The sequence below is a fragment of the Streptomyces sp. GESEQ-4 genome (assembly GCF_017948455.1).
GTDB lineage: Bacteria > Actinomycetota > Actinomycetes > Streptomycetales > Streptomycetaceae > Streptomyces.
Window position 1 is genome coordinate 110254 of sequence record NZ_JAFFSU010000001.1, and the last position, 17919, is coordinate 128172.

Sequence of the window (17919 nt, forward strand, 5' to 3'; positions counted from 1 at the left end):
CCTTGACCGAGTGACGTGGCTCACCCTACGTTCACGCTGGCCTTAACGAACGATCGATGAGTAACGCGTGGCGTTGCTTCAGGGCGGCAAGGGAGGCCGAAGTGCTCGAAATCGATGGACTCATCGTCCGGTACGGCGCTCGCGCACCCGTACTGCGGGGGGTGTCCCTGGACGTCGGCGGCAGCGGCGTCGTCGCGCTCCTCGGCAGCAACGGCGCCGGCAAGACGACGCTCATGCGCGCCGTCTCCGGCACGCTCGGCCTGTACGGCGGCGGGGTCACCGAAGGCTCCGTCCGGTTCCGTGGCGAACGGATCACCGGTGCGGACACGGCCCGCACCGTGATGCACGGGCTCGTACAGGTACCGGAGGGACGGCACATCTTCGCCGGTCTGACGGTGGAGGAAAACCTGAACGCCGGTGCGCTCACCGTGCGGTCGTCGGCGGTGCGTGAGCGCACACGCCGTCGGATGTACGAGCTCTTCCCGCAGCTCGCCGAGCGGCGACGCGCCCGTGGCGGGACGCTGTCCGGCGGCGAGCAGCAAATGCTTGCCATCGCCCGGGCGTTGATGGCGCAACCGAGACTTCTGCTCCTCGACGAGCCGTCCCTCGGCCTCGCGCCGCGGCTGGTGCATCTCGTGGGCGAGACCATCCGCGAGATCAGCCGGGAAGGGGTCCCCGTCCTGCTGGTGGAGCAGAACGCGGCGATGGCGCTTTCGGTCGCCGATTCGGCGTGTGTGCTCGACCTCGGCCGGGTCGTACTGAGCGGACCGACGGACGAACTGGCGCAGAGCGACGATGTGCGACGCCTCTACCTGGGCGCGGACGCGGACGCCGGCCAGAGCGCCGGCGGGTCCGCACCGCGGCCCGTGCCCGGAACCGGAAACACGCCGACGCTGAGCAGGTGGTCCGGATGACGACGACTCAAACGCAAACGGCAGCGGAGCTGCGTGTCGAGGACGTGAGCGTGGTGTTCAGCGGACTGCGCGCCCTTGACGGTGTGTCATTCACCGTGCGGCCCGGAACGATCCACGCCGTCATCGGTCCCAACGGTGCCGGGAAGACAACGCTGCTCAATGCACTGTCGGGGATCTACCGTGTCGCCTCGGGCCGCATCATGGTGGACGGTCAGGAGGTGACGGGCCTGCGTCCGGACCGGGTGGCACGCAGGGGAGTCGCCCGCACTTTCCAGAACATCGTCGTGTCACCGGTCGAGTCCACACTCGACAACCTCATGGTCGGCCGGCATCGGCTGACCCGGTCCGGCATCGCCGCGACCGCCCTGGGACTGGGCCGCGGTGAACAGCGTGTCCACGAAGCGCGGGTGCGCGACATCGCGGAGTTCGCCGGCTTGTCCGGCGTTCTGGACCGCCCGGCGGCGAGCCTCGCCTACGGGGATCTCAAGCGCCTGGAGTTCGCGCGGGCGCTGTGCCTGGAGCCGCGGTTGCTCATCCTCGACGAACCGGTCGCCGGGATGAACACCGCGGAGAGCGCGGAACTCGCCCGGCTGGTCTCCGCAGCACGTGACGCGCTCGGTCTGACCGTGGTGTTCGTCGAGCACGACATGGGAGTGGTCATGTCGATCGCCGACCGCATCACCGTCCTCGACTTCGGCAAGGTCGTCACGGACGGCACGCCGGAACACGTAAGGCAGCATCCGGAAGTGATCAGCGCCTATCTGGGAGCGCCCATGGAATCCGGAAACGACCAGGTGGCGGAGAGGTTGTCGTGATGACCCGCGGAGTCGAAATCCTGCTGAGCGGTGTGTCTTTGGGGTTGTTGTACGCCCTGATCGCGCTGGGCTTCGTCATCGTCTTCAAGGCGACCCGCACGGTGAACTTCGCGCACGCCTCGTTTCTGCTCTTCGGTGTGTGGGTGGTGGCGCAGACCAGCCCGCACATCGGCTTCGCGGCCGCCGTGGTGCTTGGCCTGGTCGCGGCCGGGACGCTGGGACTGGCGGTGGAGCGACTGCTGCTGTCCCGGGTCGACGGCCGCAAGCATGACGCGCTGGCGATCCTCACCATCGGGGTCAACGTGGTGCTCACCGCGGAACTGAGCTGGCGCATCGGGGAGAGCGTGCTGCCACTCGGCGCTCCCTGGGACGGACACGTGGTCCACTTCGGCTCAGTGGTACTGCCCTTGTCCGTGATCATCACCATCCTCACCGTGCCGCTGCTGATCGCCGGTCTCGCCGCGGTCCTCCGCCACACCGGCTGGGGCCTGGCCATGCGCGCGTCGATCGAGGACCGCGAGGGCGCGGCGCTCGCCGGTGTCCGGCTGAAGCGGGTTTCGGCAGGTGCCTGGATCGCGGCCGGCCTCCTCGCCGTCGCGGCCGGCATCGGTCTCGCGTCGTTCCCCAGCCCTGGTGTGGCGGTGAGTACCGGGACCGCGGCCATCAAGGCGCTCCCTGCCGCGATCATCGGCGGCCTCGACTCGCTCGGCGGGGCGATCGTGGGCGGCCTGGTCATCGGCATCGCCGAGGTGACCGTCGCCGAGTACCAGGACGCCCTCTCCTTCCTCGGGCGAGGGCTGGGGGACGTCGTGGCCTACGTGATCATGATCTGCGTTCTGCTGTGGCGGCCCTCGGGCCTGTTCGGCGCGAAGGAGGTCAGCCGTGCCTGAGACGTCCCGGCTCCCGATGGCAGGGCGTGTGCCGGCCCTGTGCGCGCTGACCGCCGCCCTGGTGGTCCTGCTGGCACTGCCCCTGTATGTCTCCGCGTTCTGGCTGAACATGGGCCTGTTCGCGATGGCGGCGGCGGTCGGCGCGATCGGCCTCACCATCCTGCTCGGCGCGGCGGGACAGTTGTCCCTGGGACACGCCTTCTTCGTCGCCGTCGGCACATACGGCTATGCCTTCCTGGCCGGAGAAAGCGGCGGCGGGGTGTCCGGTCTCGGCCTCCCCCCGCTTCTCGCCGCGGTCCTGGCCGTCCTGCTGGCGGGCGTCTGCGGCCTGCTGTTCAGCCCGGTCTCCAGCCGCCTGCGCGGCATCTACCTAGGTATCGCCTCCCTGGGCCTGGTGTTCCTCGGCCACCATCTGCTGCAGAACATGAAGCCGGTGACCGGCGGCTTCGAGGGCCGGACCGTCGTGCCGATGTCGATCGGCGGGTTCTCCTTCTCCGACCAGGCGGACGTCACCGTTCTGGGCGTTCCGTTCGGTGCCGCCGAGAGCCAGTGGTATCTGTTCCTCGTCGTCACCGTGGGGGCGGCGCTGCTCGGCCGCAACGTCCTGCGCGGCCGGCCCGGCAGGGCGTTGAGGCTCATGAGGGACAGCGAGATCGGCGCGGGCGCCATGGGCGTCGACATACGACGCACCAAGGCAGCCGTCTTCGTACTGTCGTCGATGTATGCCGGCGCTGCCGGTGTGCTCACGGCACTGGCCTTCCAGCGCACCGTCCCCGACTACTTCAGCCTCCACCTGTCGGTCAGCTATCTGGTGATGGTCATCCTGGGCGGCCTCGGATCCGTGGGTGGCGCGATCGCCGGTGCGGTCTTCGTCGTGACGCTGCCCCTGCTGTTCTCCCGCTACGCGGATTCCCTGCCGTTCGTCACCGGAGCCGGCGGGCAGGGACTGGACGCGTCGACAGCGGCACAGTTCGTGTACGGCGCGGTCGTCATCGTGGCCGTGATCGTCCAGCCGGGCGGTCTGGCGGCGCTGGCCGGCGCCGTTCGACCGCTACGAAGCCGCCGCCCGGCCGCGGCCGCCACTCCCTGAACCCCTGCTCCCCAGCCGTCCGACGCCTCAGACACTCCAGACCCGCCCCCCACCTTGCCGGACGTGTGCTGTCAACCACCTCATCCGCTTCTCAGCGAGGAGACACACCGATGCATAAAGCGCGCACAGTCGGCCTGGCGGCCGCGGCCCTGGCCTTCACGCTGGCGGTTGCCGGCTGCTCCACCAAGGCCGAAACTGCCGGGACCGCCGCCGCGCCCGGGGTCAGCGACTCCACCATCAAGCTCGGGGTGCTGATGGATCTGTCGGGCCCGTTCGCGGGCACCGGCAAGACGATCCTCGACGCGAGCGACGTCGCCGTGAAGGAGATCAACGCGGCAGGCGGTGTCTGCGACCGGAAGCTGGCACTCGTCACCCGCGACCACGGCTACGACCCGCAGAAAGCCGTTGCCGCGTACGACGAGATGGATCCGCAGGTCCTCGGGTATCTGAACATCCTCGGCTCACCGGTCGTCACGGCGCTGCGGGACAAGATCGAGGCGAAGGACGAACTCGCCGGCCTGACCACGTTCGCGTCGACCCTGCTCGGGGACGAGCACCTGATCGTCCTGGGCGCGACGTACGACATCCAGACGATCAACGGCCTGGACTGGCTCGTGAAGAAGGGCGAACTGCGCAGCGGCGATTCCGTCGGGCATATCTACCTCCAGGGAGAAATAGGCGAGAACAGCCTGCGGGGCAGCAAGTTCGCTGCGGGGAAGCTGGGGTTGAAGATCGTCGGCCAGCAGATCGACGCCACCGCGACCGACCTCACCAGCCAGGTCAACGCGCTCAAGTCGGCGAAGGTCAAGGCGATCGTGGTGGACTCGACGCCCAAGCAGGCGGCTTCGGTGGCGGCAGTGGCGCAGGCAGCCGGCATGGAGGTGCCGATCATGGGCGGGGTGTCGACCTTCGCCACCAGCCTGCTCAGGACGTCTGCGGCGCCCGCGCTCACCGAGCACTACTCCAGGCTCTCCGGGCTGGGCGCCCTCGGCGCGGACAACGCCGCCGCTCGCAAGCTGGCCGCTGCCTGGACGGACCAGTACGGTAAGGCACCGGAGGCCAGCAGCGGAGTCGTCCACGCCTACGCCATGACCAAGCTGTACGCCGAGATACTCGGCAAGAGCTGCGAGGACCTCACCCGCCCGGGCGTGCTCAAGGCCCGCAGCTCTGTCACCGACTTCTCGCTACCCGGCCTGCTCCCGCCTCAGGACTTCTCCGATCCCGCTGAGCCCAGTTCGCGCGAGGCCCAGGTGTTGGGTGTGGACAAGGGTGTCTTCGCCGGAGTCAAAGCACGCGGTGACTTCTTCGCATCGGACCTGGCGAAGGAGTACAAGGTTCCTTCGGCCGGATGACACTGGGGACTGTGCCCGGCGGGTCGGCGGTGGCGGTGCGCCGGCCCTCGGCTCCGCATGGCAGGAGAGCCGGCTTTGTCGATCGTTCGTTCATTCTGGGAGGCTGGGGCCATGGATACGACGAGCGGCAAAGCGGCGGGCAAAAGCGGCAAGGCAGCGGGTAAGAGCGGCAAGGCGGGGGGCAACGGTTCCTCCAGCCCCCGGGGAAACGGCCGGGACGCCATCATGGACGCCGCACGAGATGTCTTCGCGGAGCGCGGCTACTTCGGCGCCTCCATTCGTGACATCGCCAAGCGGGCCGACATGAGTCTGTCCGCCCTCTATTACTACTACTCCGGCAAGGCGGAGCTCTTCCACGCCCTGATCGAGGACTCGCTCGACGACTACTTCCGTCACTGCGAGAAGGAACTGGCCCAGGCCGGTGACGATCCCGCCGCGCGGCTGGCCGCCCTGGTCAGGGTGACCGTCGACTACCGGGTCCGGCGGCGGGTGGAGAGTCTGCTGACCCTCCAGGAACTCCGTTACCTCGAACCCGAGTACCGCAACCCCATCATCGAAAGGCGGCACGCCGTATCGGGACTCTTCCAGAAGGCCATAGACGACGGCATGGCCGGCGGAGTCTTCCGGACCCCGCACCCGGACGACGCCCGCCGGGCGGTCATGGCCATGTGTAACGCCGTCGCCCAGTGGTACGACCCGTCCGGCGACCTCGGGACGACGGAGCTGTGCGACCGGTACGTGCGGCTGGCGTTCGCACTGGTCGGGCACGGCGAGGCGCCGGCCCGGTAGGTCGCCCGCACTTTCGTCGCGGTCATTGACAGTGGGTGAGACGGCAACCAAACTTAACGATCGTTCGACAAGTACCTTCTCTGTATCGGCTGCGGTCCCGACCGCAACGGCCGGGCCCGCAGCCCGGCGTACGACGGCAGTCGCCGAGCCTTCGCGGCGCGGGCGGCGGCAGATCCGACACCGACTCGACCGACTGGAGCGTCCATGCAGACCAGCGGAATATCCGCAGTGGTGACCGGCGGCGCGTCGGGGCTCGGCCTGGCGACGGCACGGCGGCTGCTCAAGGCCGGCGCCCGCGTCACCATCGCGGACCTGCCCTCCTCGGACGGCGACCGCGCCGTCCGCGACCTCGGCCCCGAGGCCGTCTTCGTCCCCGCCGACGTGACGAGCACCGAGGACATGACCGCCGTCCTCGACACCGCCGAGCGGACAGGAGCGCTGCGCGCGGTCGTCCACTGCGCGGGCCGCGGCGGTCCGCTCCGCGTGGTCAACAAGGACGGCACCGCCGGTGATCTCGACCATTTCCGCGCCGTGGTCGACGTCAACCTCATCGGCACCTTCAACGTGCTCCGGCTCGCCGCCGCCCGCATGGCCCGCAACGAACCACTCGACGGGGACCGTGGAGTGGTGGTCATGACAGCGTCGGTCGCGGCGTTCGAGGGGCAGATCGGACAGGCCCCTTACGCGGCATCGAAAGCCGGAGTGGCCGGCCTCACCGTGTGTGCGGCCCGGGATCTGGCGAGCAGGAGCATCCGGGTCGTCACCATCGCTCCCGGCTTGTTCGACACGCCGATGCTCGGCAGAAGGCCGAAGGAGAAGCTCGACGCGCTCGCTGCCGCGGTGCCGCACCCGCCGCGCCTCGGTGCGGCGGACGAGTACGCACAACTCGCCCTGCACATCATCGACAACGCGATGCTCAACGGAGAGACCATCCGCCTCGACGGCGCGATCCGCCTGGCCCCACGCTGAAGGCCGGCGCTCAACCGCCACTCCCCAACCGCGACCACCGCTTGGCCACCGCAAAGGAGCTTCCGTGGCAGACGAAGTACTGGTCGAGTACGGCGACGACGGCATCGCCGTCATCACCATCAACCGGCCCGAATCCCGCAACGCGGTCACCCGCGCCGTCGCGAAGGCGATCGCGTCCGCGCTGGACGAGCTGGACGAGCGTGACGACCTCGCGGTCGGCATCATCACCGGCGCGGGCGGCACCTTCTGCGCGGGCATGGACCTCAAGGCGTTCCTGCGGGGCGAGCGCCCCCACGTGCAGGGGCGCGGTTTCGCCGGCCTCACCGAGACCCCGCCGCGCAAGCCGCTGATCGCCGCCGTCGAGGGCTACGCCGTGGCGGGCGGATGCGAGATCGCCCTCGCGAGCGATCTGGTCGTCGCCGCCGAGGACGCCAAGTTCGGGCTGCCCGAGGTCAAACGCGGTCTGGTGGCGGTGGCCGGGGGACTGCTGCGACTGCCGGGCCGGATCCCGTACCAGATCGCGATGGAACTCGCCCTCACCGGCGATGTCCTCGCCGCGGACCGGGCCTACCACTACGGACTGGTCAACCGGCTCACCCCGCCCGGCGGCGCGCTGAAGGAGGCGAGGCTGCTGGCCTCCGCCATCGCCGCCAACGGTCCGCTCGCCGTACGGGTCACCAAACGTATCCTCGTGGAGTCTCCCGGCTGGCCACGCGACGAGCTGTTCGACCGTCAGAAACCGATCACCGAGCTGGTGTTCAACTCGGAAGACGCTCGGGAAGGCGCGTCGGCCTTCACCGAGAAGCGCGCTCCCGTCTGGCGAGGCCGGTGAGCGGCCGGTGAACGAAGAAAAAGACCAGGAACGTGCGAACGGCGCCGTACCCGACGCGGCCCCGGGGCCGCTCACCGGGCTGCGGGTCATCGAGCTGGGGGGCATCGGGCCGGGCCCCTTCTGCGCGATGCTCCTCGCCGACGCCGGTGCGGACGTGATCCGTGTCGAGCGCCCGTCGGACGTGGCCGGCAAGCCCGATCCCGTCCTGCACCGGGGCCGGCGCTCGGCCGCCATCGACCTCAAGCACCCGGAAGGCGTCGGCGCCGTCCTCGACCTGGTGGCGGATGCCGATGTCCTCCTGGAGGGCTTCCGGCCGGGGGTGGCCGAACGGCTCGGTGTGGGCCCCGGCCCGTGCCTGGACCGCAACCCGCGCCTGGTCTACGGACGGATGACGGGATTCGGGCAGGACGGGCCGCTCGCGCCGCGGGCCGGGCACGACATCAACTACATCGCCCTGTCAGGGGCCCTGGGAGCCATCGGACCGGCCGACGGCCCGCCGGTCCTGCCGCTCAACCTGCTCGGCGACTTCGGCGGCGGTGGCGCACTGCTCGCCTTCGGTGTGCTGTGCGCGGTCGTGCAGGCACGCGCCACCGGGAAAGGCCAGGTCGTGGACGCCGCCATGGTGGACGGGTCGGCTCAGCTGATGGCCATGATCTACGGCCGTCTGCACCAGGGGCGGTGGACCGACCACCGGGGCGTCAACTACCTGGACGGCACAGCACCGTTCTACGGCGTCTACCGCTGCCGCGACGGCGAGTACGTCGCGGTCGGCGCGATCGAGGCGCCCTTCTTCGCCACCCTCCTGGAACGGCTCGGCCTGGTCGCGGATGCCGACTTCACCGGGCAGTGGGACCGGTCCCGCTGGCCGGTCATGCGGCGGCGCCTGGCGGAGGTCTTCGCCACCCGGACCCGCGACGACTGGGCCGCCGTGTTCGCCGACGCCGACGCGTGCGTCACCCCCGTGCTGTCGCTGGTGGAGGCACCGCGCCATCCTCACAACGCCGCACGCGGCACCTTCCTCACCGACGGCACAGGAGTCCTCCAGCCCGCCCCGGCCCCCCGGTTCGGCTCCTTCACCCCTCGCCGGCACACCCGGCCGGCCCCCCTTCCGGGCGAGCACACAGCGCAGGTCCTCGCCGAGACGGGCCGTAACCCCGAGCAGATCAAGAAGCTTTTCGACGCGGAGGTCGTGCGATGAACCGGCGTACCACGCGAAAGCCCTGCATGGCCGGCCGCGGGCCGGCGCGTGAAGGGAACGGCACATGACCGACTACTGGCCCACAGGACTGCCTCGCCGCCTCGACTACCCCGATGTCCCGCTCGGCGCGGTACTCGCCGGCTCGGCCCGCCGCTACCGCGACCGGGCGGCCATACGCGACGGCGACCAGGTTCTCACCTTCACCAGCCTGTATGAACAGGCTGCCGCGTTCGCACGCGGCCTCAGGGCGCACGGCATACGGCGGGGTGACGTGGTCGCCCTTCACCTGCCCAACACCCTGTGGTTCGCCGTCGCCTACTACGGCATCACGCTCGCCGGCGCGACAGCATGCCCGGCCAACCCCGCCCAGCCGGCCAGAGCCCTGCGCGCCCAGCTCGCCGACTGCTCCGCGGCGGCTGTGGTGACCCATCCGGAACCGGCACCGGTGCTGGCCGAGGCGATCGACGGGCTGCCGGTCCGGCTGGTCGTCATCGTGCCGCCCAGCGCATCGGCCCCGGCCGACAGGCCGGATGACTGCGCAAAGCTCTTCGGGGAGGCGGGCACCGCCCTGGAGGCGCTCGTCGCAGGCCAGAGTACCCACCCGCCAGAGGTGCTGGTCCCCACCGACTCCGTCGCCCAGTACGGGTACACCGGCGGAACCACCGGCGCACCCAAGGGAGTGCGCATACTGCACCGCAACATCGTCGCCAACACCATCCAGGTCGCCTGCTGGCGCTCCGGGGCGCTCCCCGGGCTCGACAGCGAAGGCGGTGTGGTGCTGAACCCCTTGGAGACCTCCGGCGACTACGCCCTGACACCGGGTACCTATGCCACGCTGTGCATCTCGCCCTTGTTCCACGCCCTTGGCCTGATCAGCCTCAACTTCTTCCTCCTGTGCGGCGCCACCACCATCCTGAGCGGCCGCTTCCATGCGGAGTCGTACCTGGAGCAGGTGGAACGGCACCGGGTCGCGTACATCCCGGGCGCCCCGGCGCTCTATCACGCCCTGCTGGCGGCACCGGACATCCGCACGCGGGACCTCAGCTCGGTCAAGGCCGTGGTGTCGGGCGGCGCCCCCATAGACACGCACTCGTTGGAGCAGCTGACAGAGGTCTTCCCCAACGCCGCCGTCATCGAGGGTTACGGCCTGACGGAGGCGACAGCAACCGTGTCCAGCGGCCCGATCGCGAAGGCCGGGCTGCGCAAACCGGGCAGCCAGGGGGTTCCCCTGTTCGACACCGAGTTGGAGATCCGGGACCCGTTGGATCCCGGCCGGAAGGTGCCGCGGGGCGAGCGCGGCGAGATCTGGATGCGGGGCCCTCAGGTGGCCTCGGGCTACCTCGATCGCCCGGACGAGACCGCCGCGCAGTTCGTCGACGGCTGGCTGTGCACCGGCGACACCGGCCACCTCGACGCGGACGGCTTCCTGTACGTCTCCGGCAGATCAAAGGACATGCTCATCTACAAGGGCTACAACGTGTACCCGCGCGAGCTGGAGGACATCCTCGGCGGACACCCCGCAGTGCTCCAGGCATCGGTCGTCGGGAGGGCGGTGCCTGCCGTCGGCGAGGTCCCCGTCGCCTTCGTGGTCCCCGCCGCTGAGCCGCGCGCGATGGCCGAGGAGTTGATGGAGTACGTCGCGGAGCGCGTGACGCCGTACAAGCGGATCAGAGAGGTCCGTTTCGTCGACGAACTTCCCCTGTCCCCGGCCGGAAAGGTGCTGAAAACCGAGCTCCGCCGCCTGGCCCGGACGACTCGGGGCCCGGGCGAACCCCCTTCGGGCACACAGGAAACCAGCGCGCCGGATACGGCGGAAAGGCAGGTCTGAACATGCGTGACGCGGTCATCGTGGACGCCGTCCGTACCCCCGTGGGCAAGCGGAACGGCTTGTTGAGCACTGTGCACCCGGTCGACCTGTCGGCGGTGGTGCTGCGGGCCCTGGCCGAACGCAACGACCTGGACCCGGCGTTGGTCGAGGACGTGTTGTGGGGCTGCGTCTCGCAGATCGGTGAGCAGGGCGGCTGCGTCGGCCGTTTCGCCGTCCTGGCCGCCGGATGGCCGGAGGAGGTGCCGGGCGTCACCATCGACCGGCAGTGCGGATCCTCGCAGCAGGCGGCGCAGTTCGCCGCCGCGGGAGTGATGAGCGGCCAGTACGACATCGTGGTCGCGGGCGGCGTGGAGTCGATGAGCCGCGTACCGCTGGGCTCCGGCCGCGAGCGGGGCCCCGGCGAGCCGTTCGGTCCGGCCGTGCGGACCAGGTACGGCGTCTCGCGGTTCAGCCAGGGGCTGGGCGCGGAGGAGATCGCGCGGCGCTGGCGGCTGAGCCGGGAGCAACTCGACGCGCACAGCCTCCGGTCGCACGCCAACGCGGCGGCAGCGATCGACGAGGGGCGGTTCAAGTCCCAGATCGTGCCGGTGGACGTGACGGACGAGGACGGTTCCGTACGCACCGTCGACACGGACGAGGGAGTACGGCGGGGCGGCACGGCCGCCACGATGGCGGGTCTGAAGCCCGCGTTCACCGAGGACGGCGTGGTCACGGCCGGCAACTCCTCGCAGATATCGGACGGTGCCTCGGCGCTGCTGGTCATGAGCGGCGAGAAGGCGCGTGAACTCGGTCTGCGCCCGATCGCCCGCTTCCACTCCTTCGCCGTCGTCGGAGTCGACCCCGTGACGATGCTGACCGGCCCCATCCCGGCCACCGAGAAGGTCCTCAAGCGCGCCGGTCTGGGCATCGAGGACATCGGCGCCTTCGAGATCAACGAGGCGTTCGCCAGCGTGACCTGCGCCTGGCTCGCCGAGACCGGCGCCGATCCGGACCGGCTCAATCCCGATGGCGGCGCCATCGCCCTCGGCCATCCCCTGGGAGCCTCCGGCGCCCGGCTGACCACGACGCTGCTCCACCACATGCGAGCCACCGGCACCCGCTACGGCCTGCAGTCGATGTGCGAGGGTGGCGGCATGGCGAACGCCACCGTCCTGGAACTCCTTCCCCGCTGAGCCTGAGCAGCCCGAGCTCTGGGGCCCGCTCGACAAGGCGCCCACAACCGAGGAGTGCGAAAAGCCAATGGAACCAGACGAGTTCGACGCCGTTCTGGCGGCGGTGCGGGCCTTCGTGCGCGAGAAGGTCGTCCCGCGCGAGAACGAGATCGAGGAGAAGGACGAGATCCCGGCGGACCTCCGCGAGAAGGCCGCGGCCATGGGCCTGTTCGGCTACGCGCTGCCCCAGGAGTACGGCGGGCTGGGCTTCTCCATGACGGAGGACGTACGCCTCTCCCTGGAGATCGGCTACACCACGCCCGCGTTCCGCTCGATGTTCAGCATCAACAACGGGGTCGCCGGCCAGCTCCTGGCGAGTTCCGGCACCGAGGAGCAGAAGCGGCGCTATCTGCCGCGGATGGCCGCCGGGGAGTTGATCGCGGCGTTCACGCTCACGGAGGCGGAGGCGGGCTCGGACCCCAGCGGTATCAGGACCCGTGCCGTACGCGACGGGGACGGCTACGTCCTGAACGGCAGCAAACGGTTTATCACCAATGCCCCGCTCGCCGGTGTCTTCATGGTGTTCGCCCGCACCGGGCCGCAGAGCACGGGCGCCGAGGGGATCTCCGTCTTCGCCGTCGACGCGGACAGTCCCGGCGTCACCGTGGGACCGAGGGACCACAAGATGGGCCAGTCGGGGGCCTTGAGCGCGGAGGTCTTCTTCGACGACGTACGCCTTCCGGCGAGTGCCCTCGTCGGAGAACGCGAGGAAGAGGGATTCCGCACCGCCATGCGGTCGCTGGCAAGGGGACGTCTGAGCGTCGCGGCGATGTGTGTGGGGCTGGCCGGGCGCATCCTGGACGAAAGCGTCGCGCGCGCCTCGGTCACCCGGCAGGGCGGACGTCCCATCGGCGAGTTCCAGCTCGTCCAGGCCATGCTCGCCGAGTCGCACGCCGAGATGTACGCGGCCCGCGCCATGGTGCTGGAGGCGGCCCGCGCGTACGACTCGGGCGAGGACCGCAGGCTGGCGCCGTCCTCCACGAAACTGTTCTGCAGCGAGATGGTGGGCCGGGTGGCCGACCGTGCCGTCCAGATACACGGGGGTATGGGATACATGCGCCACGTTCCCGTCGAGCGCTTCTACCGGGACGTGCGACTGTTCCGCATCTACGAGGGGACGAGCGAGATCCAGAAGCTCATCGTGGGCAGGCAGTTGCTGCGGGAGCACGCGTGACGGGCGGCGCGGACGGCCCCGTGAGCGAGGCGCGCGAGGCCACCGGCCCGTACGGGGAAGGCCACCGGCTGTCGCGCTGCGGACGTGGGCCGGCAACGGGGCCGCCATGTGCGACCGGACCCCAGGTACCGCCGTGCTCGTGGAGGACGACGGGCCGGTACGGGTGCGCCTTCGGCAGGATCGGGCTGATCGCGGACGCCGGACTGCTCTGGTCGCTGCCGGCGCGGGTCGGGCTGGGCACGGCGAAGCGTCTGTTGCTGTTCGGCGACGTGCTGGACTCGGGGGAGGCGGCCGCTCTCGGTCTGCCCGACGTCCTCTGCGAGCCCGGATCCGCACGGCAGGATGCGGTGCGGCCGGCCGGGCGGCTCGCAGAAGGCGCTCAGTCCTCCATCGCGGAGACCAAGCGGATCCTGACGTCCTGGCCCGCCGAACTCGCCGAGGACGTACGGGCACAGCCGCGACTGCCGGCCGGAGCGGACTTCGCCGAGGGCAGCAGCGCGTTCTAGGCCGGAGGCGCTCCGCGGTTCACCGGACCGACCACGACGGAGCAGGCATGAGGCGGGCGGCGCGGGCCACAGCACCGACGCGCCCGGCACAGCAGGTACGACAAGGTCGAGGAGAAACCTATGGCGAGGCCCGGCTTTCCTCCCCGCACCCCGAAGGGTGATCGGGTGAACGTGGCAGACACCGAGGGGGCGGAACGCTCCGAGTCGAGGCGGACCGCTCGTGACGCGGCCAAGCCTGCCGGGCCACTGGCGGGCATCACGGTGGTGTCTCTGGAGCAGGCGGTGGCGGCCCCCATCTGCACCCGCACCCTCGGTGACTTCGGGGCTCGGGTGATCAAGGTGGAGAACCCGGATGGCGGTGACTTCGCCCGGCACTACGACGACGTGGTGGGCGGCATGGCGGCGCACTTCGTATGGGTCAACCGGGGCAAGGAGTCGGTCACGCTGAACCTGAAGGATCCGGCCGGGATGGCGGTACTCCACCGGTTGCTCGACCGCGCCGATGTGATGGTCTCCAATCTTGCTCCCGGTGCCACGGCGAGGCTCGGTATCGCGCCCGCCGACCTGGCCGTCAGCCACCCGGAACTCATCGCCGTGGAGATCGACGGCTATGGGCCGGGAGGCCCGCTGTCCCACAAGCGCGCTTACGATCTGCTGGCCCAGGCGGAGTCGGGCGCATGCGCGATGACAGGCTTTCCCGGTGCGCCGGCCAAGCCCGGTCCGCCGATGGCCGACGTGTGCACCGGCCTGTATGCCGCGTTGTCGGTTCTGGCGCTGCTCTGCGGCAAGGAGCGTGGCCATGGTCGCGGCGCCGCCGCGGTCGCGGTGAGCCTGTTCGACACGATGACGGAGTTGATGGGGTATCAGCTCACCTACACGCTGCACACGGGTGTGGACCAGCAGCCGGTCGGGATGGGCTCGCCCGCGGTGGCGCCGTACGGCGCCTACCGCACAGCGGACGGCCAGACCGTCGTCCTGGGCACGACGAACGACCGCGAATGGCAGCGCTTCGCGCGTGACCTTCTCGGCCGGTCCGACCTGGCCGACGACGAACGCTTTCGTACGACCTCCGGCCGGGCCGAGCACCGCGAGTTCCTGGACGCGGAGATCGCCGACTGGTGCGCACGCCATGACCTGACGCAGGTGCAGAGCGACGCGGATGCCGCAGGGATCGGGAATGCCCGGTTCAACACACCGAGCGAGGTCATAGCCCATCCGCATCTGATGGCCCGCGACCGCTGGCGCCGGATCGACACACCTCACGGTCAGGTACCCGCTCTTCTTCCACCTCCGGTCATCGCCGGCTACGAGCCACCGATGGGTGGGATCCCCGCACTCGGTCAGCACACCGACGCCCTGCTCACCGAACTCGGCGTCACCGAGGACGACATCGCTGTGCTGCGCGCACAAGGCACGGTTGCCCCGGCCCCTCGCTGAGGTGCCGGATCCATGCCTCGACGGCGCCATCGGGATGACCCTCGGCGGTCGCAGCGCGTACAAAGACCGTGGGCAATGCTGACGGCGTACGACATGCCCGGACGGCGGGCGTTCGCGCGACGATCGCTCGGTGTCAGGTTCCGGCGCGGGTCACTTCCGTTCCCGTCATTCTTCGCCGCCATCACCAAACCCGCGCCCAAGGGCCTGGTGATCGACTCCATGTACGCCGTCCACAGCGTCGACGGAGCCATCGACTTCGCCACCGAACTGATCGAACTGGCAGAGAAGGGCTGACGCCGTTCCGGCCGGAACGGCGAACGAAACAGACTGGCAAGCGTCGGGCGTCGGCCTGTGTCTCTCGGCGAACGCGGTCCGTGCGCTGTACCGCCTCGCCTTCGGTGACGAGGGGGCAAGCGTGCGGAACGCGTCGTGCGACAGTGGCTGCAGGACCACCGAGGACGCACTCTCGCGGAGTTCGATGCCGGCCAGATCTGGGGCGACGTCGGCGACTGCCGCGCAGTGTGCTTGACACGTCTCGACCCTCCACCGCTTCGGCTGTGGCAGGAATCCCCGGTGCCCGGGGTCGCGTTCGACGATCTCGACGTCCACGACGACTGGCCCTCCTGGCACCCGGAACAGGAGCTGCCCACCACCGAGGCCCCATCGCGGCCTCCGGTGGAAGTCATCTGATCCGGATCGGCGACGACGCGGACCTGGCGATCGTGGACACCAACCCGCTGGACGACTACGCCCAGACCCTGCGCGAGAGGCCGGTGCACGCCACGATGCCGGCGGGCACGTGGACGCATGGGCCGTACTGACACCATGCCTTTGCAGGTGCGCCAGAGGTCCGGTCCCAGGTGGCGGCGGTGACGCCGCGTTCACGCAGCACCGCTTTGCGGACCTTGCCGGTCTCGGTGAGTGGCAGGGACGGGACCGTTTCGATGTAGCGGGGCACGGCGAACGTGGGCAGCTCCCGCGCGCAGTGCCGGGTCAGGTCCTGCGGGTCCAGCACGTTGCCGGGCCGGATGACGATCGCGACCATGACCTCGTCCTCGGCCAGCTCCGAGGCCATGGGGAAGGCGGCGGCTTCGGCGACGGCCGGATGGGTGCGGACGGCCGATTCCACCTCGTACGAGGAGATGTTCTCGCCGCGCCGCCGGATGACGTCCTTGATGCGGTCGACGAAGCGGAACCAGCCGTCCGGCTCACGGATCACGCGGTCGCCGGTCCGGCGCCAGGAGTGGGCGGTGGTGCGGAATCGCCCAAGTAGCCGGTGCAGAAGGCGAACGGCCGGTGACTGCGGACGAGGAGTTCGCCGGGCGTGCCGTCCGGGGCGGGAACGAGGGCCTGGGCGGCGGCATCGGCGGGCATCCCGCGTGCCCACGCGCCGAGTACGCCGTCGATCAGGTCGCTCTCCCGCCTGCGGCCGTCCGCAGTCGACAGCCGTTCGTCGGCGGCCAGTTCGGGGAGCCCGATCGCATGGCAGAGAGCCGTCCACTCCTCGTCCGTGCGGACGCTGACGGCGAGCCAGCGGTCGGCGCCCAGGCAGCGGTAGACACCCTGAAGAAGCTGCATGCCAGCGCGGGATCCGTGCCCTCGGGTACGGCGACCGCGGCGGCGTCGGGCACGACCGCATGCTCGGCCCAGCACCCGTCCCGGCGCGGTCCAAGACCCTTGCCGTTGATCCTGACCAGGCTGCCCTCGGCGTGCGTGTCCGAGGCCAGAACCTCCCCGCACGCCGTGGTGCCCGGCACCGCGGGCAGATCCGGAAGGATGCCGAACTTGCCGTCCGCGACGTTCAGATCGAGGTGGCCGACCTGCGCCGCCCGTACGCGTACGAGGGTCTGGCCGGGCTCCCGTACGGGCACCGGCCGCTGTACCAACCGGGGCAGGGCGCCGAACTCTTCAGTGCTACGGGTGTCGAGCGCTGGACCCGCAGGCAGGCACTCACCTGGCGGAGGGCTCTTTGGCCAGCAGTGTCTGGGGGGCATACCGCAGCACGGTCTCGACCGCCTCGTGGCCCAGACGCCGACGCAACCGCGGGACGAAGTCCCTGCCGAGCACATCCATGCCCGGCCCGCCACCGTAGGCGGTGAGCGAGGACTTGCGTCCGACGTCGGTCCCCAAGCAGATCTGGCCCAGTTTGCCGGCCTCGGCCATGCGCTCGATGAGCTCGAGGACAACCGAGTCCGGGCGGTATTTGATCCGCCCGATCGTGTCGTAGACGAGGTACGCGCCCCGGGCGATGAGGTCGAGGTGGAGTTCCGGATCGGGGTTGCGGTCGGTGTGGGCCAGCAGGACCCGTCCGGCCGGAACGCCGTGCTTGTCCAGGAGGTCCAGGGCTGCGTGCGCGGCGGTTCCGATCTCGGTGTGCACCGCCACGGCCACTCCCGTGCTCCGGGCCGCCGCCGCTCCCGCGGCGAACCAGCGCTCCTCGTGGCGGTCGATCCGGTGGTACGAGGCTCCGAGTTTGATGATGCCCGCCTTGTGAGGGCTGGGTATGGGGCGGGGAAAGTCCCAGTCGTGACTGTCCATGCCAACGCGAAGGTCGTCCAGGAGTACGTCGAGAAGCGTCGCGTCGTCGGCCTGGCGGGCCCAGTGGAAGGCCGGATAGTGCGCGCTGCGGTGGAAGCCGGTCGCGGCGATCACGTGGATCCCGCTCGTGCGGGAGACCTCGGCGAGTTGGCCCGGGCGGCGTCCCAGGCCGACCGGTGTCAGGTCGACGACGGTACGCATGCCGCTTGACGCGACACGCAGGAGTTCGGCCGCCGCACTGTCGGTGTCGAGGAACTCGTCACCCGGGTTGACCGGGGTGCGCAGGAAGACGTGCTCGTGAGCATCCACCTCGCCGAGTTCATGAGCGGCGACAGGGCCCAGGACGGTCTCGACGACAGGCAAGGCTGAGTCTCCT

General features: G+C 70.1%; 18 protein-coding genes and 1 pseudogene. 15 read left to right on the top strand and 4 right to left on the bottom strand.

Annotation, left to right across the window (positions count from 1 at the left end; all coding sequences use genetic code 11):
- The first annotated feature begins 56 nt into the window (after window positions 1-56).
- The 15 genes from KCH48_RS00510 to KCH48_RS00580 all read left to right on the top strand — a co-directional run bounded on the left by KCH48_RS00510 (window position 57) and on the right by KCH48_RS00580 (window position 15299).
- Complete coding sequence (locus KCH48_RS00510; protein ID WP_210569230.1) at window positions 57-914, top strand: ABC transporter ATP-binding protein; 858 nt, start codon at window positions 57-59, stop codon at window positions 912-914.
- A complete protein-coding gene (locus tag KCH48_RS00515) occupies window positions 911-1729 on the top strand; it encodes an ABC transporter ATP-binding protein (protein WP_210569232.1) in 819 nt (272 codons plus the stop codon). The genes KCH48_RS00510 and KCH48_RS00515 overlap by 4 nt, the downstream gene beginning before the upstream one ends.
- Window positions 1729-2619, top strand: a complete 891-nt coding sequence (locus KCH48_RS00520; RefSeq protein WP_210569234.1) for a branched-chain amino acid ABC transporter permease — start codon at window positions 1729-1731, stop codon at window positions 2617-2619. The genes KCH48_RS00515 and KCH48_RS00520 overlap by 1 nt, the downstream gene beginning before the upstream one ends.
- Window positions 2612-3709: a branched-chain amino acid ABC transporter permease gene (locus KCH48_RS00525; RefSeq protein ID WP_307840757.1), complete on the top strand. Its 1098-nt coding sequence runs from the start codon at window positions 2612-2614 to the stop codon at window positions 3707-3709. The genes KCH48_RS00520 and KCH48_RS00525 overlap by 8 nt, the downstream gene beginning before the upstream one ends.
- A 110-nt stretch (window positions 3710-3819) precedes the next feature.
- On the top strand, window positions 3820-5061 hold the full coding sequence (locus tag KCH48_RS00530; protein WP_210569236.1) for an ABC transporter substrate-binding protein: 1242 nt from the start codon (window positions 3820-3822) through the stop codon (window positions 5059-5061).
- Between the two features lie 111 nt (window positions 5062-5172).
- Window positions 5173-5850: a TetR/AcrR family transcriptional regulator gene (locus KCH48_RS00535; protein ID WP_210569238.1), complete on the top strand. Its 678-nt coding sequence runs from the start codon at window positions 5173-5175 to the stop codon at window positions 5848-5850.
- Window positions 5851-6054: 204 nt separating this feature from the next.
- Complete coding sequence (locus KCH48_RS00540) at window positions 6055-6819, top strand: SDR family NAD(P)-dependent oxidoreductase (RefSeq protein ID WP_210569240.1); 765 nt, start codon at window positions 6055-6057, stop codon at window positions 6817-6819.
- 64 nt (window positions 6820-6883) lie between these two features.
- Window positions 6884-7651 carry a crotonase/enoyl-CoA hydratase family protein gene (locus KCH48_RS00545; protein ID WP_210569242.1) on the top strand — a complete coding sequence of 256 codons (768 nt, stop codon included), beginning with the start codon at window positions 6884-6886 and terminating at the stop codon, window positions 7649-7651.
- A gap of 7 nt (window positions 7652-7658) precedes the next feature.
- Entirely contained in the window at window positions 7659-8849 is a 1191-nt protein-coding gene (locus KCH48_RS00550) for a CaiB/BaiF CoA-transferase family protein (RefSeq protein WP_210569244.1), read from the top strand.
- 64 nt (window positions 8850-8913) lie between these two features.
- Complete coding sequence (locus tag KCH48_RS00555; RefSeq protein WP_210569246.1) at window positions 8914-10677, top strand: class I adenylate-forming enzyme family protein; 1764 nt, start codon at window positions 8914-8916, stop codon at window positions 10675-10677.
- 2 nt (window positions 10678-10679) lie between these two features.
- Window positions 10680-11849 carry a thiolase family protein gene (locus KCH48_RS00560; RefSeq protein WP_210569248.1) on the top strand — a complete coding sequence of 390 codons (1170 nt, stop codon included), beginning with the start codon at window positions 10680-10682 and terminating at the stop codon, window positions 11847-11849.
- A gap of 67 nt (window positions 11850-11916) precedes the next feature.
- The gene (locus KCH48_RS00565; protein ID WP_210569250.1) at window positions 11917-13062 is read left to right on the top strand and encodes an acyl-CoA dehydrogenase family protein; all 1146 of its coding nucleotides are present in this window, start codon (window positions 11917-11919) and stop codon (window positions 13060-13062) included.
- A complete protein-coding gene (locus KCH48_RS41895; protein WP_210569251.1) occupies window positions 13059-13568 on the top strand; it encodes an enoyl-CoA hydratase/isomerase family protein in 510 nt (169 codons plus the stop codon). The genes KCH48_RS00565 and KCH48_RS41895 overlap by 4 nt, the downstream gene beginning before the upstream one ends.
- Before the next feature lie 171 nt (window positions 13569-13739).
- Window positions 13740-15005: a CaiB/BaiF CoA-transferase family protein gene (locus KCH48_RS00575; protein ID WP_307840758.1), complete on the top strand. Its 1266-nt coding sequence runs from the start codon at window positions 13740-13742 to the stop codon at window positions 15003-15005.
- 75 nt (window positions 15006-15080) lie between these two features.
- The gene (locus KCH48_RS00580) at window positions 15081-15299 is read left to right on the top strand and encodes a hypothetical protein (RefSeq protein WP_210569255.1); all 219 of its coding nucleotides are present in this window, start codon (window positions 15081-15083) and stop codon (window positions 15297-15299) included.
- Between the two features lie 451 nt (window positions 15300-15750).
- Here the strand turns inward: KCH48_RS00580 and KCH48_RS41900 are convergent, their stop codons facing one another.
- The 4 genes and pseudogenes from KCH48_RS41900 to KCH48_RS00590 form a co-directional block, all read right to left on the bottom strand.
- Window positions 15751-16224 carry a hypothetical protein gene (locus KCH48_RS41900; RefSeq protein ID WP_307840759.1) on the bottom strand — a complete coding sequence of 158 codons (474 nt, stop codon included), beginning with the start codon at window positions 16222-16224 and terminating at the stop codon, window positions 15751-15753.
- A complete protein-coding gene (locus KCH48_RS41905; RefSeq protein ID WP_246884664.1) occupies window positions 16221-16583 on the bottom strand; it encodes a CoA transferase in 363 nt (120 codons plus the stop codon). Before KCH48_RS41905 ends, KCH48_RS41900 begins: the two co-directional genes overlap by 4 nt.
- A 32-nt stretch (window positions 16584-16615) precedes the next feature.
- Window positions 16616-17074 (bottom strand): annotated as a pseudogene (locus tag KCH48_RS43345) (alcohol dehydrogenase catalytic domain-containing protein); the annotation flags it as partial.
- Entirely contained in the window at window positions 16956-17906 is a 951-nt protein-coding gene (locus KCH48_RS00590) for a phosphotriesterase (RefSeq protein ID WP_210569257.1), read from the bottom strand. The pseudogene KCH48_RS43345 and the gene KCH48_RS00590, both read right to left, overlap by 119 nt.
- Window positions 17907-17919: the final 13 nt, after the last annotated feature.